The organism is Nostoc sp. ChiVER01 (assembly GCF_034531155.1).
In the GTDB taxonomy this organism is placed as follows: Bacteria; Cyanobacteriota; Cyanobacteriia; order Cyanobacteriales; family Nostocaceae; genus Nostoc.
This window is the reverse complement of the sequence record NZ_JAVRBS010000003.1, coordinates 97863-121165: the sequence shown is the minus strand read 5'-3', so window position 1 is coordinate 121165 and position 23303 is coordinate 97863. Positions and strand designations below refer to the sequence as shown.

The window sequence follows — 23303 nt, the reverse complement described above, 5'->3', positions numbered from 1 at the left end:
TACGTTGTTGAACGCGCGTTTACTGCCAGATGTTCTAACAGCTTTGTTGACTACTATATATAAGATTAATACCTCTGCAACTAGAAGCGATCGCACCTCAAAGTTAAACTAGAAAAATCAGTGTTTAGCTTGGCGTCGTAAGCATCGCTCTTATTTTTACATACCCTAATGAAATACAGTATTTCAACACTTAGGATTGGTAGGATCAGGGAATCAAAGCTGAACATAAGCGTTAAATATATCAGGTTTTAATTTAGCTGAAAGTACAAGCTAGATGCAATTAATGTATCAACTGAGTTGCTATCAAGTGGTCGAGAGAAAATATATCCTTGTGCATGCTTACATTTTTTATTTTGAAGCTGTGTTAATTGTTCTCTTGTTTCTATACCTTCGGCTATTACATCTATGTTAAGACTTTCTGCTAGAGAAATAATCGCTTGAACAATTTCCAAGTTTCTTCCATTAGCACCAATGTTGATAACAAATGAACGATCAATCTTTAATGCACTAAAGGGGAAATGATGCAGATAACTCAAGGATGAATAACCTGTGCCAAAATCATCTAGATGTAACTGAATATCCATCTGTTGTAATTCCAAAAGCATAGCAGTAGCTGAATCAGAATTTTCCATCAGTACGCTTTCAGTAATCTCCAACTTTAAACTGCTGCCTTCTAGGCCAGAGTCTAGCAGAATTTGGCGAATTTCCTCAATCAAATTGGGGTGGCAAAACTGTTTACTGGAAATATTTACACTGATGGTTAAGATTGGGTTAGTAGGAAATTTCAGTTGCCAAGCCTGCATCTGACGACAAGCTTCGCGTAACACCCAATAACCAATCGGCACAATCAGCCCAGTTTCTTCTGCTAAAGGAATAAATCTTTCTGGAGAAATAATTCCATGTTCACGATGTTGCCAGCGCACAAGAGCCTCAAAGCCAATAATCTTATAAGTTTCTAACGAGACAATTGGCTGATAGTAAACCTGAAATTCCTGGCGTTCAATTGCCCGTCGTAGATCCATTTCTAACTGTAATAACTGGGCAGCTTGACTGTACATACTAAAATCAAATATTTCATAGCGTGCTTTTCCTTGTGCTTTAGCACGGTACATTGCAATGTCAGCGTCACGGATGATTTCTTCTGGCAAATTATAAGTGTTAGTGCTTAAAGCGATACCAATACTTACAGTAGTAATTACTTCATTTTCAGCAAGATTGAAAGCTTTTGTCAAAGCTACATTTATTCTATTCGCTACATTTTTTACATCATTTAAATCTTTGATATCATCTAATAGGATTGTGAACTCATCTCCTCCTAAGCGAGCAACTGTATCTCCTACACGGACACACATTTGTAATCTGCGTGCCAGCGCAGTTAGCAATTGATCCCCAATCATGTGACCAAGACTATCGTTGATAACTTTAAAGCGATCCACATCTAAGAACAGGACAGCGAATCTGTAGTCTGAATGACGCTTTGTTCGCACCAGCGCCTGCTCCAACCTTTCGACAAATAAAGCACGGTTTGGCAGTCCAGTTAGTGAATCGTGAAAAACATCATAAATTAATTGCGCTTCGGTTTGTTTTTGCTCCGTAATATTCAACACCGTACCAATGAAGCGAATCGGTTTTCCGTTTTCATCAAAGTAGGCTTGCCCTTTTGCCCTCAGCCAGCGTTCAACTTTATCCTGAATGCCGATCGTTCGATACTCAGTATCATAAGAGCCACCTGATGCGGGATTAAGCGCCTCTTGAATAATTTGCTGAAGACGATCGCAATCATCCGGATGTAAACCCTCAAAAAATGCCTCTATACTACTCTCGGCATCAGGCGGTAGCCCAAACATGGCTTTGCAGCCGATATCCCATTTCAATTCTCCTGTAACCAGATTCCAATCCCAAGTTCCCAATTGAGCAGAGGCGATCGCCATCCGCAAGCGGTCTTCATTCTCCCGCAGGGCTATCTCAGACTGTTTGCGATCGCTAATATCTTTGAACAGGATGGCCACTTTGCGTCTCTCTGGCTGCTCAATGCGAAATGCATAAACATCAAACCAACGATTGAGCGCCTCAGAGCCATTTTCAAAGCGAATGGGTTCACCCGTTAGAGCCACTTTGCCATAAGTCTTGAACCAAAATTCTTCCATATTGGGAATGAGTTGGCGTAACGTTTTACCCTCTGCCTGTTGGAGTCCGGTTTGTTGCTCAAATGCAGGGTTGATTTCTAAGAAGCGATAATCAATCGGCGTATTGTTTGCATCAAACAACATTTCAATAACGCAAAAGCCGTCTTCCATCGTTTCAAACAGCATGCGATAGCGTTCTTCAGATCGCCGCAGGGCTTCTTCTGCCTGTTTGCGATCGGTAATATCAATAACTGAGCCGATGTAGCCTTTATACTGCCCATCTGCCTCAAACCAGGGACTTGCTGCATCAATTGCCCAACTATATTCCTCATCGTGACGGCGTAAACGGTATTCTGCTCGAAAGGCTTTGTGATGGATATTAGCGCTTATAAATGTTTCTCGAGCAAATGCAAAATCCTCTGGATGCACGGCATTGAGCCAACCAAACCCCAACCCTGTTGCTTCGGTTTGCCCTGTGAATTCATACCAACTTTGGCTGAGATAGGTACAGTATCCGGTGGCATCCGTCACCCGAACCATTACAGGTGCATTGTCTGCCATTGTGCGAAATCGTTCTTCACTCTGGCGCAGGGCTTCATCAACCTGAATCTGCTCGGTAATCTCTTGACAAACGGTATTGATGCCAATTATCTGCTCGCCATCCTTTAACGGCAAAAAGCTCTCCAGCCAGACACGCTCTACTCCCGGTTGTGCCGGAGTTTTTCCCCGAATTTCGACATTTAGTAATGGTTCTCCCGTTTCTAAGATAGGACGCAGTAATTCTTCAGCAGTATCCGCGATGTTAGGCAGTAACTCTCGAATTGTTCGCCCAATGTGTTCCTCTACGGAAAATCCATTGATCTCTGCTAATCGCTGGTTAATCCTCACAAAGCGTAGGTTGGTATCGAGAACACTCAACCCGATTGGAACAGACTGGTAGATGCTTTCAATCTCAGCCAGTTGCCGTTGCAGCGTTGCCCTGCTTTCCTGTAACTCTGCTTCTGCCTGCTTGCGATGCGTCATATTTTGGGTGAGTACCATGCCTGCAAAAATCTCACCCTGCTCACTGCGTACAGGCAAAGTATGTACTTCATAAACCTGATTAGAGTAAAGCACTTCCTGGACTGAAATTTGCCCTATTAAGGCTGCACGATACATCGGTTCAATTTGTTCACAGGTTTCTGGAGGTAGGACTTCCCAAATAGTTTGCCCCACCAGTGCCGCTCCATCTAATCCCAATTGTTTGATTTCGCTACCTTCTATAAGCAAAAAGCGCAATTCATGGTCAAACAGGTGAACTGCGCCATTAGGGATGTGTTGTGTTAGCGTTCGATACAAGGCTTCCCGTTCTGCCAAGACTGCATTTGCCTGTTCTAACTGGGCAGTCCGTTCGGCAACGCGCTGTTCTAGTTCCTGGTTGGCGCGTTGTAGCGCGGCTTCGACCTCTTTTTGCTGGGTCATCTCACGGGCAACGCAGTATATCACTCCCCGGGCAATCTGCGGTGATGCTGTCCATCCCAGCCATCGGTAGCGGCCATCCTTCGTCCGGTAACGGTTCTCGAAATTGAGTGTTGGTATCCCGGTCTTCACCTTCTCCATTTCTGCTAACGTGGCGAAGTGGTCGTCTGGATGCACGAAGTCTAAAAAAGGACTGGCTAATAATTCTGCTTCTGAGTAGCCAAGGGTTTGGGTAAATGCAGGATTAATCCGCTTAAAGTAGCCATCCAGACCAACGACCGACAGCAGATCAAGCGATCGCTCAAAGAAAAAGGCTTCTTCGGATAAAACCAATCCATTCACGGGTGAGGCAACAGGATCTTTAGAGGTCATAACAGAATTACGGAGCAAATAAAACGGAATTATCGCAAAGCAAACGAGATAAGTTGGGGTAAATTAATACTCAAGCGCTAACACTACTTAAGAATTTGCACATCAGGATAGTTAATAATTTTTCTATCCGCAGTTAACAAAGAACAATCAGTTGGTCAGACGGGTGGTTATGGAAATCGCTTAACTGAGTTGCATCAACTACCATTGGCAAAAATAAATTTAACAAAATGTAGGGGTTTAAGTCCCCGGCTTCTATCAAGCCGCAAGTGTTGTGGCGGGGTCTAAATCCCCGTTACAACACGTAATTACTCTCTTCGTAGCGGGGCGAAGCCCATTGCGTTAGCGAGTCTTCGAGCGTCATTGCGAATTGCGAATTGGTTTAATAGTTGTACACCAGAATAAGCTAAAGCAAGTTCTAGGCATTTATCAACAGCCCAAAGTATAATTATTCTCTTTTATCTACTTATTCAGTAATAAAGAATCTTAATTTGTGAGATGTGCGTAACTTGCTGTCGTAGGCATCGCTCTTATTTTGACCTACCTATCTGAAATGTGATGAATCTATGCTTTAGAAGGATATCCAGTTAATCATCCCTAGCTAAAATTTGAGAAGAAGAGTACTTTTCTCCAAAGCCAAGCATGACAGAAGGAAAGACGCGGCGTAATTTCCTAATTACTAGTATTGCTGTAACTGGAGGTATTGTGGCAACTAATGCTTTTGGGCAAAATACTACCAACACGGCAATATCGCCAGCAACTATGCCAGAACGGTTACTGGGACGCACAGAAGTAAAACTCCCGATCTTTGGGTTAGGCGGAGCAGGACAAACGCCGCTATCCTGGGAAGGAAAAGAGGGTGATGCTACAGCAATTATTCAAAGAGCGCTGGAACTTGGCATTCGCTACTTTGATACAGCTGCTAGTTATGGCCCGAGTGAAGATTATTTAGGCAAAGTGCTACCATCCCATCGCTCAAAGGTATTTCTAGCAAGCAAGACCGATCAAAGAGATCGGGATGGTGCATGGCGAGAATTGGAGCGATCGCTTAAACGTCTCAATACAGATTATCTCGATTTGTGGCAGTTGCATCGGGTCTCTTTTTCTGAAGAACTCGACACCATCTTTAGTCTATCAGGCGCAATTAAAGCTTTAGAAGAAGCCATAGAACAAAAATTGGTGCGCTTTGCAGGTATTACCGGGCATCACGACCCTCAAGTGATTGCCGAAGGTTTGCGTCGCTATCCTTTCCACACTACACTGATTCCTGTGAATGCCGCCGACAAACACCACCCACATCCATTTATTCCAGTGGTTCTACCAGTTGCTCAAGAAAAAAATGTTGGTGTGATTGCGATGAAAGTCCCTGCTTATGGTCGGCTATTTAAACCGGGTGGGTTGACAGGTATAGAGCAAGCTTTAGGTTACACAATGTCTCAGCCTGGAGTACATTGTTGTGTAATTGCCGCAGAAACTATTTCACAATTAGAGAATAATGTCAAGATAGCGCAGGCTTTTGTGCCTCTTAAAAAGGAAGAATTAACAGCGATCGCACTGGCGGCTGCTAATATCTGGGAAGATAGTACATTCTTTCGTGCTTGGACTTAGCCCAGCCTTGCCTAAGTTCCTAGCAAATGGGACTCAAACAAACTTTGCGCTCCTCTGCGCGACGGCAGTCGCTACAACAAAGGGAACCCCCGCAACACGCTGCCTCCCATTTGCGTTTAAATTTCAACCCTCAATTCGCCACGATTTTACCTAAAGCTGTACTTAGCCCAACCTTGTACATATTATAGAGGGTATTCTTACTAATCACGCTGGTAATATTGTGCCGCTTGCGACATATTAAACTGTAATAGCTTTTCCTCTTCCAACTTGTATCCAAAACTCGGTTTAAGAGGCGAAATATTCAAATTGCGAATAATTTCTGCCGCCACAGCCTTTGCTAGTAACGGTGGTACAGAGTTTCCAACCTGCCGAAATCCGTGCCATTTGGTTACATGAAATCTAAACCAATCTGGGTAAGAATGCAATCGCGCCGCTTCCCTAACTGTAATACAGCGCGGCGTAATTGGATGAATCGGTCTAGGAGATGTAAAAGAACCTCTATACTTGTCTGTTCCTGCTCTTAAAGTATTACAGACACCAGCAGGATGTAGCTTATAAAAACGACTAATTTTTTCTCTCTCGCCTTGTTGAGTATCCTGAAAACGTTGAATAGTTTCCGCAGAATGTTTTGTCCTTAAACTTGAATAAAGTATTCGCAAATCATATTCTCGTTTATAAGAATAATCATCATCTAAACATTTGATACCGCGAAGTACAAGAGCATAGTTACTAGGCTTTTCGTATTCTGCTAAAACCCAATCTCTTGTTAATAATTCTGAATATTTTTCTATTTCAGGCAAATCTCCAATTGCATCCAATACTGTAGGACTCAATGGAATATCAGATATTTTTTTAGAAGTTAAATTATTTGGTAATGCTTGTTTAGTAATCGGCTGAGGGTATTTTGGTAACTCTACATCTTCTCTTGCACCTATGAGAAATAATCTCTCACGGAACTGTGGTACTCCGTAATGTGCAGCGTTGAGAACTTGATAGTTTTCTTCTACTTTATAGCCGTGAATTCTAAACTCGTTAATTAAGGATTGGAGAATTTGTTTATGTTCGCCAACTGTAATCCCCCGAACATTTTCCATTACAAATAACTTTGGTTTTAGCTCAAAAACCAGCCGATGAAAGTGAAACACTAAAGAGTTTCGAGGATCATCAATAGCCCGTTTCCCAATTAGAGAAAACCCTTGACATGGTGAGCCACAAATTACCACATCAATTTCGCGATCGCCTATCTCAGACCGACTCCTAATTTCGTCCCCGGTTGTATCCACAACACTTTTACATAACACTGAGCAATAAGGGAAGTTAAACTCATGTGTTGCACAGTGGATCGGGTCAATTTCCACAGAGGCTAGCACATCAAAGCCAGCTTGTTCAAAGCCAAGAGTCATACCTCCCGCACCGGCGAATAAGTCAACAGCGATCGCTCTTTGTTTTTTCATCTCATAAGCCATGACACCTCTAAAGAGATTGGGATTGGGTATCACGTATTAAATATACAAAATTTTCCCTACTCCCCACTTTGTACAGACGCGATTAATTGCGTCTCTCCCTACTTCCCAGCCCCCGCCACCATTTGCAAAATTTCTTGAGCAACGCGATCGCAAACCCCAACTTCTCCTAAATTCTGCCGCATTTCTTGATAATCCGCCAAAGTTTGCGCTCTGCGACTAGGATTGAGTAGTAGTTCCATCGCTGCTTGGATAACATTCTCTGGTGTGGCTTGCTCTTGTAAAAATTCTGGCACAATCGGCTTCATTACCACTAAATTAGGTGGTGATGCAAAGGTTACAGAACCTTTGAGGATTTTACGAGCTATCCAAGCAGTCAGGGAACTTAAACGGTAAACTACAACTTGCGGCACATTTAACAGAGCAAGTTCTAGGTTGACAGTACCAGATTTACTAATGGCTAAATCAGCAGCAGCAAAAACTTCCATTTGTTGACCTGATATAATTGTCGCCCGTAAACCGTAACGCTCAATAGCCTGCTCAATTGGCTGTCTATAAACTTCCAGCGACAGAGGAATCCAAAAATGAACTTCAGGTAATTTCGCTTGAATAGTTTGGGCAGCTTGAAAAATTACTGGTAAAAGATATTTTAGTTCTTGGCGGCGAGAGGCGGGGAGAAGTGCGATCGCAATTTGTTCTGGTGCAATTCCCAATGTTGCACGGGCTGCTTCCCTACTAGGAGCGTCTTGGATTCGGTCAACCAAAGGATGCCCTACCCAAGTAACTTCTGCCCCTTTCTCACGAAAGTAACGGGCTTCTTGTGGAAAAATTGCCAACAGCTTATCTGTAAAACCAACAATCCGGTTAGTTCTACGCAAACTTATTGACCAAGCCCACTCTTGGGGAGCAATGTAATATACCACAGGCACATCTGGTAATTGCTGTTTCATATAAGTCCCAATTTCCAGATTGGGAGTCATATAATCGATCAGCACCACCAAGTCTGGTGGATTTTGTTTTAAGAAAGCGATCGCCTGACGCTGCACCTGGAGAGTTGGTAAAAGATAAGGCAAACCTTCTAATATACCCATTGAGCCAATACTACTGGTATTTCCCAACAGAATTGCCCCAGCCTCCAGCATTTTTTCGCCACCCAGCGCCACAATCTCTAATTCCAACCCAATCGCCACAGCTTGACGCTTCAGCGCTGTAATTAGTAGTGATCCTTGTAAATCACCAGATACTTCGCCAGTGCTGATAAATATCCGCATTTGATAATTGGTAATTAGTAAAAATTAAGAGTTAGGAACTATAAGTTAGGAGTTAAAAATTTGAGTTATCAACTCATAACTCCTAACTCCTAACTTATAATTCACGATTCATCACTCACGCCTTTTCTTCCTCTACCGGGAATTAAACCACGCCTTCCAGGCATCTGAGAAAGTAGCAGAAAACGTCGCAGATGCTGCAAATGTTCGCTATTCCCTAACAATTCCAACTCTTCTAAAGCATCCTTAAAGGGCAAATTAGAGCGGTAGAGAATGCGGAAGGCTTTTTTGAGCATTTGTAAATCTGTAGAGTCCATACCAGACCGTTTAAGTCCGACAAGGTTGAGGGTTCGTACCCGCGCCGGATTTCCCTCCACCAGCATATATGGGGCCACATCCCGGTCAATTCGTGCCATGCCTCCCACCATTGCCTGTCTACCAATATGCACAAATTGATGGACACCTAAAACCCCACTCAGCCTAGCGCGTGACTCTATATGGACATGACCTGCCAACGCTACAGAGTTAGCAATCACCACCTGGTCTTCAATCACGCAGTTATGAGCCACATGGGCATAAGCCATCAGTAAGTTACCATCACCAATCACTGTTGCTTCACCAGCACCAGTAGCGCGGTTAATGGTAACGTACTCACGAATCAAGTTGTTATCACCAATTTTGACCCAGGTTGGTTCTCCCACAAACTTAAGATCCTGGGGTTCCATACCGATGGCTGCACCTGTAAAAATCTGATTTTGCGCCCCAATTTCACAAGGCCCCTCTAACACGGCATGAGCACCGATTATTGTTTCAGGGCCCACTTTGACATGCGCTCCAATCACAGCATAGGCACCGACTTGCACTGTATGGTGGAGTTCCGATTTCGGATGAATTACAGCAGTTGGATGAATTAGCGTTTTCAAGGGTGAATCTCCAGAACTGTCTTGATAAGCCAGCGCCGGGTAGGGGTTTTAAAGCAGTGCGTTACCCTGGTTAAGAGAGTTATACTGACTGCCATCCCATTTGAGGCGACTGGCATTGTTGAGCGTTAAGTATTTCAGTGAACGAAAGTGTCGGGCAAAGCAAGTTAAGTGTGTTCGTGAGTGCGTCTCGTAAAGAGGGCGTCGAAAATCAATAAATTATTCAGATGCTGTTGTGGATTTTTTTTAACTGCGATCCTTTTTCAGGATTCAGTAAAGGCATTTCACGGCTATGCCAATACCACGAAAGCAAACTTTTAATTAACTAGAGAAAACATTAATTCCCCTTCACAGGCAAGTTGACCGTCAACTTCGGCACGACCTTGCATCTTACCGAAACGACGTTGTTTTACCCATAACAGTTCCACTGTCATTACTAGTTGATCCCCCGGTACAACCTGGCGGCGAAAACGAACTTTATCGATCCCAGCGAAGACAAACAGTGCGTCTTCTACCGGAGACATTTGAGTAAGAACAATGCCCCCAACTTGTGCCATTGCTTCGACAATTAGCACCCCTGGCATCAGTGGACGTCCTGGGAAATGTCCTGGAAAATGGGGTTCGTTGATAGTAACATTTTTAACTCCAACAGCTTTTTTACCTGGAACGTAGTCAATTATTTTGTCTACAAGTAAAAATGGGTAGCGGTGGGGTAGCAATTTCTGAATTTCTTCAGATGTAAAGGTTGTTTTAATCTCAGATATGATTGTAGTCTCATTTATAGCTTCTGATTCGGTAGATGTAGGTGTAATGGTATTCACTTCAGTAAGGATTGACATTGGCCGTATAGTTGATTTTTCATCTGAAAGTTGAGTAGACAAGCGTATGTCGAAAGCCTTAATAATCTTAAATTTTAAATTTTAGATTAAATCTAAAATCTAAAATCCAAAATCTAAAATTCTCTGAGCCAGTTGAATGTGTAAATTGTGGCTGGCTTTATACGCTAAGAAATGAGCAATAGGAAAAATTCCTAGTAAACTTAAATCTCCTACTAAATCCAAGATTTTATGACGGACTGGCTCATTTGCAAATCTTAATGGTGGATTTAACCACCCTTCTGGCCCACAAACGAGTGCATTATCCAAACTGCCACCTTTAATTAACCCTGTTTTTTGTAAGTGTTCAATTTGATGCAGTAACCCAAAAGTCCGGGCGGGAGCAATTTCTGTAGCAAAGCTAACAGAAGCTTTTTCTAGTTCAGTAGTTAGTGACCAACTGTACCATTGATTACCAATGGCGGGCAGATCAAAATCAATACCGTAACTAAAGCGGGTTTCTGGTGCTGGGATGGCACATACAAAGGCATCGCCTTGATAAACCCATATTGGTTCTGTAATAGCCTTGGGAACTTGGTTGTTGGGCTGTGATACTAAGCCAACTTGGGCAATATTAGCTGTCCATACACTTGCTGAACCATCTAAAAGTGGAACTTCTGGGCCATCAATTTCAATCCGGGCATTATCCACACCCATACCCGAAAGCGCAGCCAACAAATGTTCTACCGTACGGACGGCTACCTCACCCTTGCCCAACTGAGTTGAGAGAACAGTATGACTAACTGCTGCAACTTGGGCTGGAATGATCGGCAAATCCGGTAAATCTACCCGCACAAAGTAGCGTCCACTTCCCGCCTCAGTTGGTAGTATCCGCACTTGGGTACTAATACCGCTATGCAATCCCACGCCTATTTGGGTAATTTCCCCGCCTAGAGTGTGCTGTTGCATAGCCGAAAAGTCAGTATATTTCTTTTAGTATTGTTCATCGTCTGTTTTGGTAAAATCCCTGATATTTCCCAGAAAATGTGATTAATTCCTTTATCGGAATAGTATTGAGGTAAATGTAAAAATTAGCAAGCTAATCCAAAAAAGTTAATTGTCATTTGTCATTTGTCCTTTGTCCTTTGTGATTCACCAACGATCATTGTACAGACGCGATTAATCGCGTCTGTACTGACCAATGACAAATTAAAATCTTTCGCCAATACCAAAATTAATTCGGCTATCACCATCATCGTTGATACCGTAGTCAATCCGAATTGGCCCTAGTGGAGATTGGACGCGAACGCCAAGACCATAACCAAAGCCACTACCATTTTTATTCAAAACTTCAGCCGCCCTAGTACTAGTTCCTAGATCGCTACCGAGATCAAAAAATAGTGCGCCACTGACTACTGAAAAAACTGGAAACCGATACTCTACTGATGCTTGCACATAAGATCGTCCACTACCTAATACTCCTTCGTCATAACCTCGAACAGAGTTGCTACCCCCAAGGGTAAAAGCTTCGTAGGGAGGTAAGTCACCAAGGATGGTTCCTGCTTGCAGGTTAAATGCTAAAGTTTGTGCGCCTTTAGAGAGACTAATCAGCTTGATGGGTAAATATTGGCTGTAGCTTCCCCGAAATCTGGTGAGTAAGACGTTGCCTAGCCCGATGGGAACCGACTGATCGACTCCGAAGCGGAGATAAGAACCCTTAGTAGGTTGCAATGGGTTATTACGGAGATCGCGCTGTGCTCCCAGTTGCAACAGTAGTAAATCGTCTTGACCACCGCTAGATAAGGTTAGTGGAATTTCGTCACTGATGCGGTTGCCGTTATCATCAAATACGGCTCCTGTTTTTCTGAGATTGCCATCAGCATCACGCGCAGAAACTCGTTGATACTGTAAACCTGCTGAGGCAGTCCATACAGAACTTTTGTAAGGATTGGCAGAAAGAGGACGGGTAAAGGTAACACCACCACCTAGACGGAGAATCCGGGGGCGATCCTGAGCATCTGTATTAGTAGGATTACCTGGGTCAAACGTCCTAATATCTTGATCTTGACCATCAAATATCAACGAAATGGAACTGCGACGAAAAATATTGGTTGTGTAGGAAGTCCGGTAAGGATCTCCGGCAATCCAGGGGTCTGTAAACCGCAAGTCAAATAGCAGTTCCCGTTCTCCCACTTGTACTTCTGCTCCCAGTTTTTGGTTTCTACCGTTCAGGTTTTGCTGTTGATAGCTAACTGTTCCAAAAAGTCCGCTAGCAGAACTAATACCTGCCCCAGCCGCAATAGAACCACTGCTGCGTTCAGCTACATTCACTACTACATCCACCTTGCTGGGGTCAGTACCAGGGTCAAGGGAGACATTCACATCTTCAAACAGTCCTAGCCCATACACGCGCTGTAGGTCTTTTTGTACTGTGTTGCGATTGAATACTTGTCCTGGCTTCAACTCCAATTCTCGTGTAATGATGTAATCCTGTGTCCGCCCCCGAATTGGTTGCCCTTTCTCGTTTGTCTCTTGACCTTCTTTATTGCGGAACCGGACTCTAATATTTTCTACTACACCTTCTGCTATTTGCAAGGTAACAACTCCGTTTTCAGAGACTTGTGGCGCTCCAATCACGTTAGCTAGTACGTAACCTTGGTCTTGATACCGCTTGTTTAACTGCTTGATTCCTTCTTGCAAGTCACGCAAGTTAAGGATTTTGCCATACTGCTCCCGAAAGACTTCATCCACAGTATTCGCGGGGAGTACAGAAGCAACACCAGTGCCAGGATTGGCTTGCACTTCTACTTTGGTTAGGACGGGGTTAGGCTGTACAACAAAGCTCACCCGCACTCCCAAGGGGGTGTCTTCTGGCGATGCTTGCACGTTGGAGAAAAAACCAGTACCAAAGATGGCGTTAATATCTTCTTGCAGCTGGCTGCGGGTTGTCGTTCGTCCTGGTTGGGTACGAATTACTCTATAAACTTGGTCTTCCAGTCCTGCTGGTAGTTGCCCAGTCTGTGCTCTAACTACTACTTCCGACACCAGTACGCGAGGGTCATTAGCTTCTGGAGCTGTGTTGGGTTGAGTGTTTCCCGGAGTTGTCGGCGGGTTAACATTCTGCGGACTGGGAGTTGCATCTGGGTTTGGGGCAGGTGTGTTGGGTTGAATATTTCCCGGAGTTGTCGGCGGGTTAACATTCTGCGGACTAGGAATAGTGCCTGGGTTTGGAGCAGGTGTTCTTTGTTGACTACCTGGGAACGGAAGATCAGGAGTGGCAGATGGTTCTGGAGTTGTGGGTAATAAAGGCTGTGTTGTCGATGGGTTTACATTTTCTGGGACTGGAGTAGTCTCAGGAGTTGGGGAAGGCGTTGGTTGTTGAATTTCTGGCGGTGGAATGTCCGGAGCAGGAGATGGCTGTTGAGTAGAGTTAGGATCTATTGGAGGGGTTTGTGCAGTTTTTGGCGTTGTGGAGGTTGGCACGATTACCCCTGAAGTTGCGTAGACGTGGCCCGCCGCAAGCATCGTTTCTGGATTGACAAGGTAAACTGCGGCAATGTGGGGTTTATCCGCCTTCATAACCTTGGCGGGGTTAGGTCGAGATTTGAAACTTTTACTATCAACCTGATCTGTATTCTTTTCTGACTGCTGATTTGTTTCTAGTGTCAAAACTTTTGTTGTCTGTTTTGAACTGTTGGCGGTTTCTGCATTTGCACTCAATGATGAACCGCCCAAAGGGGCTGCAATTGCTACTGCTGCCAGCAACATGGGAGATAAACGCATTTTACTTATAATTCCTCTTCACGACCACACACACAAAAAGTCATTAGTCATTAGTCATCGGTCATTGGTCAGTAGAGACACGATTAATCGCGTCTGTACAATGATTGTTGGTGAATAACAAAGGACAACTGACAACTAGACTTTGGACAATCCACACGAGTTTAATTGATTTTTACCCACTTAATTATTACTCTCTACTGCTTTTAGCACTCTTTGTAAAACCTCCTGGTAGGCATTTTCTACATTTCCTAAGTCCCGGCGAAAGCGGTCTTTGTCCATTACCCGGCGGTTTGAGTCCTGTTCTGCGGTATCCCATAAACGGCAGGTATCGGGGCTAATTTCGTCTGCCAAGAGCAACTGCTGGTGTGAGTCCAAACCAAACTCTAGTTTGAAGTCTACTAGGGTAATGCCGCATCGTTGCCAAAAGTTCTTGAGAAATTCATTGATTTGCAATGCTAGATGTGTAATTGCATCTACTTGTTCCGCAGTAGCTAGTTCTAACAGGTACAGGCGATCGCGTGTCAGCAAAGGATCTCCTAACTGATCGTTTTTGTAATAAAACTCTACCATTGGCTGTTTTAGAATTGTACCCACTGGTAAGCCTGTTTGCTGAGACAAACTGCCAGCAGCAATATTTCTGATAACTACTTCTAAGGGTAAAATTTTTACTGCCTTCACCCGCATCTGATTTGGGGTAGGGTTGTCGATAAAGTGAGTTTTTATACCTTTTGCTTCCAACTGTTTAAAAAGCTGGCTGGAAATGCTACAGTTAATTTTTCCCTTCTCCTGAATACTGCCACGTTTTTGGGCGTTAAACGCCGTGGCGTCGTCCTTAAAATCGGCCAACAAGACTTCCGGATCGTCCGTTGTGTAGAGGATTTTGGCTTTGCCTTCGTATAACTTGGAATTAACAGACATGGTGGCAGGTAAAGTTCTAGGCGATGGACAAAAGTTGTCCTTTGAGGCTTCACCATTTTATCTTTAGTTATTAACTATTAGCCATTGGTAATTATTTAAGAGGGTAGGGGCACACGGTTAATTGTGCAGAGGTACATGGCAGGAACCCGTAAGGAACTTTCAATTAAAAAATAATCAATCGCTGTGTAGGCAGGGAGAAGGGGGCAGGGGGAAAAAATATCATCATAAATTGGGTAATTTATTCTCTGGAAGTCCGTAACATTAAGAAGAAGACAGATCGCCATAGAGAAAATTTTCCCATTCTGCTCTGCTTAACCTTTATACCAGTTCTCCAAAAGGAGGCAACAGATATAAATCACGAAAGTCTTACTGCATCTAAGTTGCTTAATTGCGTACAGCCCTGCGGGCATGAAAACAGCAAAGCGGGGCGTTAGTAAGAGTGCGAATTGCGTTAGTAAAGCGGGGCGTTCGCTTTTAGCGTCTCCAAGAGTTGCCCATTGCGAATTGCTATTACCTGTTTTTGATCACGCCCCAGCAGGAAGTTGCTAAAAATTCACAGATGAATCTCTAACTTTTAACAGACGATAATTTGCATTAAGCCATAGTATGTTTGCCTAAGTACTTTTACCCTACGAAAATCTGTCACTATTTTTGCAATAATGATAACTCATATATTATAATACTGGTATTTTTTAATATACTATGACTCAGGGTTTAAACTGAAGTTAATTACAGCCAGAAATTCATAAATTAAGATGAGATAAATTGACAACTGGGAGGTAAGTCAAATATTCTCTTTAGTCACTTTAGTAGAAAATTTTTTTGTAACTTTTACTGTAAAAGTATTTCAAGCTTTGTTTTCTAGTCTCAAAATCTAAATCAACCAATTTCCGCATCGTTAATTGGAAAAGGAGTTCGATGGTTCGATTTACCACAGTCTAACGACAGTAAAGATGGCGGTAGCTAATGATTCAGCTTTAGAGATTCAAACACAAGGAGAGTTAAATAAATTGGAGAACAAAATAGTGAACAAAGATGATTTTCTTTACCCTCGCGGCCGCTACTATGGCCAGGTAAAGCCAGAAAACTTGGTTTTTAATGCAAATCTACAAGAATTTGCCCAACGAGTAAGCTACATTTGCAACTTAGAAACAAATGGAAAACTGCCTCCAGGTGAAGCTTACGAACAAATCAAGGATCTATGGAAACAGTTGAAACGCTCAAAAAAAGAGCTAAGAATTGGCGAAGATCCGTTTCAGAATGACCAGGGGGAGGCTGAAGATTGAAGGGGATGAGGGAGCAGAGGGAGCAGAGGGGACAAGGGGACAAGGTGACAAAAGTTTAGAACTTCCAACAAGTCTTTCCCCTTGTCCCCAATTCTCAAGAGTCCCCAAGTCCTCTTTCCCATGCCCAATGCCCAATGACTATTTATTAAGCATTGTCCAAATACCATCCCAGGATTCTGGGGGTGGCGTTTGTTGGTAAGTACGCGCACGTTCTAGGTGGATATCAACAGCTTGGTCTTGGGGTTGGATGCATTTGGCGGCTTCAAAACAGGCGATCGCTTGTGAGAAGTTACGCGATAAATAAGCCGAGCGTCCAGTATGATATTGGAATAAAAACTCTTGAGTGTTGGCGTCTAGAGGGATGGTGCGATCGCCAATTAACTCGTAGATATTAACCGCCTGGTGTTTCCCTTTAACTCGAATTTTATCTAACTGGCGTACCCAAATGCGATCGCTGCAAAGCTGATAAGTAAATTCGCTTAAAATTATATCACAACCATAATCCTTAGTTACCGCTTCTAAACGCGAACTCAAATTTACGCCATCTCCAATTACGGTATAATCCATCCGTTTACGGGAACCAATATTACCCGAAACCACATCCCCAGAACTAATCCCAATGCCAATATGGATTTGTGGCTGCGCCTGGATAATTCGTCGCTGGTTAAATTCCTCTAACCGTTGTCGCATATCTAATGCTGACTGCACAGCCCTCCAAGCATGATTTTCTGTAAGTGGTAACGGCGCACCAAATACCGCCATTAAGGCATCACCAATAAATTTATCGAGAGTGCCTTCATGATTGAAAACCGCCTCTACCATTGTTTCAAAATACTGATTGAGCAGCAATACCACTTCAGCTGCACCAAGATTTTCTGTAAGTGTGGTGTAGCCTCGGATATCAGAAAACAAGATAGTTACTTCCTTGCGCTCACCCACCATTAAAGCATCTTCTCCCAAAGCCATAACTTGTTCGGCTACATGGGGTGTTAGGTAGCGGGACATAGTAGTTTTCATCCGTTTTTCCTGGCTGATGTCTTCCAACACTACCAAACCACCCCGGACACCGCCTTCGGGGTTAGTTAAGGGATTAACAGTGAGATTTGTGCTGCGTTCTAATTTTTGTACTTCATCAGCAGTGAGAAACTCAGATTGGGAAGTCAGGGGTAGATTCCAGGGAATAAACACATCGGGGTTAGTGCGATCGCGGACTGCTAAAATTGAATCCTGAGTCCTAAATTTTGATTCTTGAGTCTCACTTTTAACTTCTAACCCTTCGGCAGGCTCAGGGCGACGCTCTTCACTATTAACTTGAGAAATTCCTACTATCAAACTTTGCTCTGGCACATAATGTTTAGCCCCAGTTTTTAAACTATCTTCTAGTCGCATCTGGAGATTTTCAATTGGTACAACTTCCCAAACTAGGCGACCAATCAAATGTTGTTCCCACGAAAGTTTGTTATTCTTACTATTAGCATCTTTTATAGGACAGCCTAGCAACTCTAGCGCTGCATCATTTATCGTAACGATGCGTCCTGCCATATCGGTAGAAATCACTGCATCTGATAAACTTTGTAAAATATCTTTTTGATACTGTTTTTCTAACAGCACATTTTCAAATAGGCGAGCATTTTCTAAGGCAACTCCTGCCTGAATATTAAAAGCCCGCATAAACTCTTCATCAGAAGCAGTAAAACTGCTTTGTTGCTTATTAATTAATTGTGTAACGCCTATTAATTCATTTGCCGAATTAAATACTGGCAAACACAGGATATTGCGAGTTACATAGCCAGTTTTTCTATCTGTAGTCGGGTCAAAGCGGGGATCTTTATAAGCATCGGAAATATTTAAGGCTTCCCCAGTAGAAGCCACATAGCCAGCAATGCCACGGTTAGCGGGAATGCGGATTTCTATCAAGTTTGTGCCATCTGCCGCCGCCGCAACTTTCGTCCAGAGTTCGCTCATCTCTTTACGATATAAAAATAGTGTGCTGCGGTCTGCTTGCATTAAAATTCGAGCTTGCTCCATGACTATCTGCAAAGTTGCTTCTAAATCCAAACTTTGCCCTAGTGTCTGAGTTGCCCGCAACAAAGCCGTTGCGCCTCTTTGATTACGAGCGGCTACATAAAAAGATTGGCAGCTTTCCAGAATAATACCAATAGAAGCGGCGAAGTCTCGAAACCGTTCTTCATCATCAGAATTAAACGGAATATTCCCGGTTTTATTAGCCAGTTGCACTACTGCTACAGTCTGGTTTTTGCTACTGATAACAGGCATACATAAAATATTATGAATTTTGTAGCCCATTTGTTTTTCAAGTTCTGGGCTAAATAAGGGATGAGTAGAAGTTTCAGATATATTTAGATATTCACCTGTACTGGCAACATGACCGGGGATACCCACTGTGATGGGAGTCCGAATTTCTAAGAATTTTTGGGTATTATCTTGAGGAACTTTTGACCACAGTTGACCTTTGTCATAGTCAACTAAAAAAATAGCTGTGTGTTCTGCTTGCAGGATTTGACCAATTTTGAGTGTGATAGCTTCTAGTACCTTCTCCAACATAGTTTCTAGAGCTTCATTATTGATCAGTTCAATAGCTCTCAGAAATTGCTGGAACTCAGCAGTTATGAAGTCGAGTAAGCAAACAAATTCATTAACAGATAAGTCTTTGACACGACGCAATAGGGCGTGAGTACGATTAACTTGAGTCAGTTCAGTTAATGTAGCCAAGACGCTGCCAGAGTTGGGGAGTGTCACGTCGCTTTGCTCCGAATTCAAAAGTCAAAAGTCAAAAGTCAAAAGTCAATAATAGTTCTTCTTCTTCTGCTCCCCCTGCCTCCTCTGTCCCCCTACTCCCTACTCCCTGATTTTGCCAACTTTTCAGAAAATAATACCTTTTGATAGTAATCTAATAGCTGTCTAGTAGCAGATGGCCAACCCCAACTTTCTGCTTCTTGGCGAGCATTTTGACGGATAATGTCTCGTTGTTGTTTTTGTTCTAACAGGCGAACAGTAGCAGCGATGGCTCCTTGAACATCTGCTGTTGGCTCAAATAGATATCCATTTACCCCATCTGTGACAATATCAGGAATCCCTCCGGAACGGGCTGCTACCACGGGACAGCCGGCAGCCATCGCTTCTAGTAATACTAAACCTAGTGTTTCTGTACGAGAAGGAAAGATAAAGGCATCAGCACTCGCAAAGGCAGAACCCAATTCTTGCCCCATGAGATACCCAACAAAATAAGTGTTTGTGCCAGCAAAGTGTTTTTGCAATGCTTCACGGTGCGGGCCATCCCCAACCAATGCTAACCGCGCTTCGGGAATTGCTTCTAAAATTGGTTTGATGCGCTCAATTTCTTTTTCAGCAGAAAGCCGCCCTACATAAAGTAGCAATGGACTTTCTGGATGATTTTGTGATAGGCGCGATCGCATCTCTACACTAGCTAAATCGGGATGAAATAGTTCCGTATCCACCCCACGCTGCCATAAATCTACACGTTCAATACCATGTGCCGTCAGTTCCTCCACCATTGCTGTGGAAGTACACAGATTTAAAGCTGCTTGATTATGAGCGCCTTTGAGCAGTTCCCAAAGAAAACCCTCCAGCATCCCTAAGCCGTAATGTTGGAGATATTGGGGTAAATGCGTGTGATAAGACGCTACTAAGGGTATTTTGAGGATTTTGCTATAAAATATCCCAGACAAACCTAAAACGGCTGGATTCACGACATGAATAATATCTGGCTTAAACTCTTCCAAAGCGTACCCAATGGCTGGGCGGGGAAGTGCCATTTTCAATTCTGGATACAATGGCAGAGGAAAGCCAGTAACGCCGTAAACTTTAGCGCCTTTGTGTTCTGTGATGCCTCCATCAGGGGCAATTACCAGCACTTGATTACCACTGCGCTGTAGATGGTCAACAGTATGGCGTAGGCGCGTTACAATGCCGTCAACCTTGGGTAAAAAGGTTTCGGTGAATAGGGCAATTCTCATATAAAACTATTCAGTCCAGGCAGATAATCTCAGCTTAGAGTGCATTTTGCTATAAAACCAGAGTAAACTGTCTCGCGTGTTGTAATCAATTCTGCACAGTCAAAATAACTGTGGTAAACGCAAATTTAGTAATAGCTGGAGATACGCCTGATAAATAATAACTAATTGGTCGTCATATTGTGCTAAGACATGACGACCACTGTTAAACCCACGATTTACTGGGATTTATCCTAATTTCTGTGCCAAGAGACTTTGGGCAGAATTTGTTTGTGATCAACTCGCGTCTGATACTTGATGGCAAAGTTTAACAGAGAATCGAGTAAAGAATCAGAAAGCAAGTGAGGCTGTAAACCTAAATCGAGCAATTTAGTGTTTTTAGCGTTGAAGTAATGTTCTTCTTTCTCGACTCTGGGATTATCTAGGTGATTGATTTCTACATTCAATCCCATAGCGTTACCAGCTTTTTTCACCATCACTGCCAAGTCGCCGACGCTGAATTGTTCGGTAAATTGGTTAAATACGCGGAATTCACCAGCCTCGGCAGGGTTAGCGATCGCTAATTCTACACATCTGACTGTATCCCGAATATCCAAAAATCCGCGAGTTTGTCCACCTTTACCGTAGACAGTTAACGGATGTCCAATAGCTGCTTGAATACAAAAGCGGTTTAGTGCAGTACCAAACACACCATCGTAATCCAGCCGATTAATCAATAATTCGTCCATCCCCGTTTCTTCGGTTAAGACGCCATAAACTACACCCTGATTTAAATCAGTTGCCCGCAATCCCCAAATCCGGCAAGCAAAGTGGATGTTATGACTATCATGAACTTTGCTTAAATGGTACATAGAACCGGGCTGCTTGGGATAAGGTAGGGTATCCTTGCGTCCATTGTGTTCAATGGTGATATACCCTTCTTCGATGTCGATGTTGGGTGTACCATATTCGCCCATCGTCCCCAGCTTCACCAAATGACAGTCAGGGAAATCTTCCCGCATGGCGTACAACAAGTTCAACGTACCAACTACATTATTGACCTGGGTAACAACTGCATGTTCTCGGTCAATCATGGAAAATGGGGCCGAACGCTGTTCACCAAAATGCACCAGAGCATTTGGCTGAAATTGCTGTAATGTTTTATGGAGAAATTCGTAATTTGTAATATCGCCGATGAACAAATCGATAGATTTACCCGTCAAATCTTGCCAGCGCTGGAGACGTTGTTGAATTAGTGCGATCGGAGTGAGAGTTTCGACACCAAGTTCATTATCCCAATGCCGCCGCACCAAACTATCTAAAATTCCAACTTCATAACCTCGATTGGAAAGGTAAAGAGCAGTTGCCCAACCGCAATATCCATCACCACCAATAACCAGGACTTTCATCTTCACCAGTTTTTACTCGCTGATAGCTAAATCTATCAGGTTTCTGTCCCCTCTCAATCATCATTCTGAGAGAGATGTGGATTTTGGGAGCAAAGAACAGGGAAAAATGGTGGAAAATCAACGGAATTATTCTAACTTTTGTACAGACGCGATTAATCGCGTCTCTACTCCTCACTCAGGACTTCGGAATGCGATACTGCTGGGCAATGTAATAAAACAAACGATAATAATTTTGAAAATCTTGGCTTTTGCTTTGTCCCTGTAAACAGTATTTCACTTGACTCTGAGTTAGTGTCAGTGTCATCGAACCTATTTGTTGAGAAACTTCTACAACCAGCACCCCAGAGACTCCTTGGGCTGTCTGAAAGTTGGATTTTATCTTTTTCACCGACTCTCGATCATTTGGTAACTGCTGACTTGCCCACCCCCGAATTTCCACTGAGTTATCCTGGGGTGAAATAAACGCAATTCCATCATCATTTGCTGGCGCTGTTAAAGAAGTCCAGTTACTCGGATATGGAAATTCAAAGCCATAACGAGAGTTTTTATAAGTTTTCCAAGCGATCGCTCCAGCGTTAAAATCATTTGCAGTACAACCCCACAAAATTATTAACAGGGCAATAACTCCGCTAAGGCTGGCGACAAACCGATAAATTCTTCGCCCCAAACTACAGATTTTATTAGCAGTAGCCATTTACATTACACAATTTTGGCAAAGTCACTGATTTTATAAGAAGTGCCAGAAACTCAGATCAATACCTTCGCCAATTTACTAGCTATTATCAAATCCGTAAACTGCTGAAGAAACTGCACCAAAAGAGCGCTGGTTAAAAATTCAATAATATTCAGGATATTTACCATTCTCTTTTGAATTCTCAGTAGAGAAACTTATAAAGAGTGCTTTATCACACAATTTATGTACAGTGTATCTCAGACAGCCGAGCTAACTTTGGAACTTTTTCACTTCCAAACCAACACATCTTTGCAATTTCCAGCAAATCTTTCTGTAATTTCCATCGGTAAGCCAAACGAGCAAAAATCACCAGATATTGATATTTCTGGCTTACCAGATTCAGATGTGGCATCTCGCATCCACGCGCAAATTTGGATAAATGGGGATGAATACCATATCACCGATTTGGGCAGTTCTAATGGCACATACGTTAACGGTGCAAGACTTAAATCTCAAGTTTTTTTCCCACTGCATCCAGGAGATAGAATTTCCCTTGGGCAGGGAGACAAAATAACTTTCATGTTTAGAGTGCAGCAGCACTCTGCATCTGCCACAACAAATCCTTTGCCAAACTCTGCACCCACAAAAATTTCAGCGCCTACCATCGGCAAAGAAGAGGAACAAGTAATCCTTGCCAGCAAGCTCATTGGCTTAGGATTAATCCTCGCAGGCGTTACATTTTTAAGTACAAGTATTTATGTGAGCATCTACTTACGCAGCACGCCTGGTATTTTGCTGTGTATGGGAGGTATAGTAGCTCTAAATTGGGGTGGGCGCGATAATCGGATATTGGGATGGGTGCTGATTGGCATAGGAATTGCTTTATTCATCGCCAGTGGTGTTGTAATGGGTTCTGTGTCCCTTTTCTCTTTGCTGGTGTCATTTGCTGGCATATCTTGTGGATATCAGTTGTTTGCAACCGGAAAGGTGTTCAACTTTAATCCGCTTACGCTCCAAATAGTTAAAAAATCAACCAATTCAGGCAATCATTAAATTAGCGATCGCTAATTTTCATTCAGCCTTTAGGTTTTGAATACCTAAGTCCTGATTAATTCTCAGAGGTTTGTAATCAGCTATTTATCACTCAATAAACAGCATCTCAACCTCAAGTGTAAACAAATGTAACAATATTGGCGTCAAAACGTTTTACTGTCTTGACAACCAATAGAAGAA

15 protein-coding genes are annotated in these 23303 nt (G+C 43.0%); 3 read left to right on the top strand and 12 right to left on the bottom strand.

All coding sequences use genetic code 11. The features are described from left to right. Window positions 1-248: 248 nt before the first annotated feature. On the bottom strand, window positions 249-3956 hold the full coding sequence (locus tag RMY00_RS05125; protein ID WP_322646513.1) for an EAL domain-containing protein: 3708 nt from the start codon (window positions 3954-3956) through the stop codon (window positions 249-251). 639 nt (window positions 3957-4595) lie between these two features. Here RMY00_RS05125 and RMY00_RS05120 point away from each other — a divergent pair. Beyond that, window positions 4596-5561, top strand: a complete 966-nt coding sequence (locus RMY00_RS05120) for an aldo/keto reductase (RefSeq protein ID WP_322646512.1) — start codon at window positions 4596-4598, stop codon at window positions 5559-5561. Window positions 5562-5761: 200 nt separating this feature from the next. Here the strand turns inward: RMY00_RS05120 and RMY00_RS05115 are convergent, their stop codons facing one another. From RMY00_RS05115 to purC, 7 genes are all read right to left on the bottom strand, one after another. Continuing rightward, window positions 5762-7015 carry a DNA cytosine methyltransferase gene (locus RMY00_RS05115; protein ID WP_322646511.1) on the bottom strand — a complete coding sequence of 418 codons (1254 nt, stop codon included), beginning with the start codon at window positions 7013-7015 and terminating at the stop codon, window positions 5762-5764. 110 nt (window positions 7016-7125) lie between these two features. Next, the gene (gene lpxB, locus RMY00_RS05110; RefSeq protein WP_322646510.1) at window positions 7126-8295 is read right to left on the bottom strand and encodes a lipid-A-disaccharide synthase; all 1170 of its coding nucleotides are present in this window, start codon (window positions 8293-8295) and stop codon (window positions 7126-7128) included. A 101-nt stretch (window positions 8296-8396) separates the two neighbouring features. Next, on the bottom strand, window positions 8397-9215 hold the full coding sequence (gene lpxA / locus RMY00_RS05105; RefSeq protein ID WP_322646509.1) for an acyl-ACP--UDP-N-acetylglucosamine O-acyltransferase: 819 nt from the start codon (window positions 9213-9215) through the stop codon (window positions 8397-8399). 314 nt (window positions 9216-9529) lie between these two features. Further along, window positions 9530-10051 (bottom strand): 3-hydroxyacyl-ACP dehydratase FabZ, encoded by a 522-nt coding sequence (gene fabZ / locus RMY00_RS05100; RefSeq protein ID WP_322646508.1) that lies wholly within the window; start codon window positions 10049-10051, stop codon window positions 9530-9532. 99 nt (window positions 10052-10150) lie between these two features. After that, window positions 10151-10996 carry a UDP-3-O-acyl-N-acetylglucosamine deacetylase gene (gene lpxC, locus RMY00_RS05095; RefSeq protein ID WP_322646507.1) on the bottom strand — a complete coding sequence of 282 codons (846 nt, stop codon included), beginning with the start codon at window positions 10994-10996 and terminating at the stop codon, window positions 10151-10153. A gap of 240 nt (window positions 10997-11236) precedes the next feature. Continuing rightward, a complete protein-coding gene (locus RMY00_RS05090) occupies window positions 11237-13810 on the bottom strand; it encodes a BamA/TamA family outer membrane protein (protein WP_322646506.1) in 2574 nt (857 codons plus the stop codon). Window positions 13811-13990: 180 nt separating this feature from the next. After that, window positions 13991-14728 carry a phosphoribosylaminoimidazolesuccinocarboxamide synthase gene (gene purC, locus RMY00_RS05085; RefSeq protein WP_322646505.1) on the bottom strand — a complete coding sequence of 246 codons (738 nt, stop codon included), beginning with the start codon at window positions 14726-14728 and terminating at the stop codon, window positions 13991-13993. Between the two features lie 1010 nt (window positions 14729-15738). Between purC and RMY00_RS05080 the strand changes: the two genes are divergently transcribed. After that, on the top strand, window positions 15739-16014 hold the full coding sequence (locus RMY00_RS05080) for a hypothetical protein (protein ID WP_322646797.1): 276 nt from the start codon (window positions 15739-15741) through the stop codon (window positions 16012-16014). A 138-nt stretch (window positions 16015-16152) separates the two neighbouring features. Here the strand turns inward: RMY00_RS05080 and RMY00_RS05075 are convergent, their stop codons facing one another. The 4 genes from RMY00_RS05075 to RMY00_RS05060 form a co-directional block, all read right to left on the bottom strand. Beyond that, window positions 16153-18774: a GAF domain-containing protein gene (locus RMY00_RS05075; RefSeq protein WP_322646504.1), complete on the bottom strand. Its 2622-nt coding sequence runs from the start codon at window positions 18772-18774 to the stop codon at window positions 16153-16155. A 92-nt stretch (window positions 18775-18866) separates the two neighbouring features. Further along, a complete protein-coding gene (locus tag RMY00_RS05070) occupies window positions 18867-20012 on the bottom strand; it encodes a glycosyltransferase family 1 protein (protein WP_322646503.1) in 1146 nt (381 codons plus the stop codon). Window positions 20013-20242: 230 nt separating this feature from the next. Beyond that, window positions 20243-21397 (bottom strand): NAD-dependent epimerase/dehydratase family protein, encoded by a 1155-nt coding sequence (locus RMY00_RS05065; RefSeq protein ID WP_322646796.1) that lies wholly within the window; start codon window positions 21395-21397, stop codon window positions 20243-20245. 175 nt (window positions 21398-21572) lie between these two features. Continuing rightward, window positions 21573-22091 (bottom strand): hypothetical protein, encoded by a 519-nt coding sequence (locus tag RMY00_RS05060; protein WP_322646502.1) that lies wholly within the window; start codon window positions 22089-22091, stop codon window positions 21573-21575. A 222-nt stretch (window positions 22092-22313) separates the two neighbouring features. Here RMY00_RS05060 and RMY00_RS05055 point away from each other — a divergent pair, with 222 nt between their 5' ends. Continuing rightward, window positions 22314-23123: an FHA domain-containing protein gene (locus RMY00_RS05055; protein WP_322646501.1), complete on the top strand. Its 810-nt coding sequence runs from the start codon at window positions 22314-22316 to the stop codon at window positions 23121-23123. Window positions 23124-23303 lie beyond the last annotated feature (180 nt).

Excerpts from the sequence above, each read along its gene's own strand:
- RMY00_RS05070 (WP_322646503.1), bottom strand. The coding sequence starts at position 20,012 with ATGAGAATTGCCCTATTCACCGAAACCTTTTTACCCAAGGTTGACGGC.
- RMY00_RS05115 (WP_322646511.1), bottom strand. The coding sequence starts at position 7,015 with ATGAAAAAACAAAGAGCGATCGCTGTTGACTTATTCGCCGGTGCGGGA.
- RMY00_RS05060 (WP_322646502.1), bottom strand. The coding sequence starts at position 22,091 with ATGGCTACTGCTAATAAAATCTGTAGTTTGGGGCGAAGAATTTATCGG.
- lpxB (WP_322646510.1), bottom strand. The coding sequence starts at position 8,295 with ATGCGGATATTTATCAGCACTGGCGAAGTATCTGGTGATTTACAAGGA.
- RMY00_RS05090 (WP_322646506.1), bottom strand. The coding sequence starts at position 13,810 with ATGCGTTTATCTCCCATGTTGCTGGCAGCAGTAGCAATTGCAGCCCCT.
- RMY00_RS05125 (WP_322646513.1), bottom strand. The coding sequence starts at position 3,956 with ATGACCTCTAAAGATCCTGTTGCCTCACCCGTGAATGGATTGGTTTTA.
- fabZ (WP_322646508.1), bottom strand. The coding sequence starts at position 10,051 with ATGTCAATCCTTACTGAAGTGAATACCATTACACCTACATCTACCGAA.
- RMY00_RS05120 (WP_322646512.1), top strand. The coding sequence starts at position 4,596 with ATGACAGAAGGAAAGACGCGGCGTAATTTCCTAATTACTAGTATTGCT.
- RMY00_RS05065 (WP_322646796.1), bottom strand. The coding sequence starts at position 21,397 with ATGAAAGTCCTGGTTATTGGTGGTGATGGATATTGCGGTTGGGCAACT.
- lpxC (WP_322646507.1), bottom strand. The coding sequence starts at position 10,996 with ATGCAACAGCACACTCTAGGCGGGGAAATTACCCAAATAGGCGTGGGA.
- purC (WP_322646505.1), bottom strand. The coding sequence starts at position 14,728 with ATGTCTGTTAATTCCAAGTTATACGAAGGCAAAGCCAAAATCCTCTAC.
- RMY00_RS05055 (WP_322646501.1), top strand. The coding sequence starts at position 22,314 with ATGTACAGTGTATCTCAGACAGCCGAGCTAACTTTGGAACTTTTTCAC.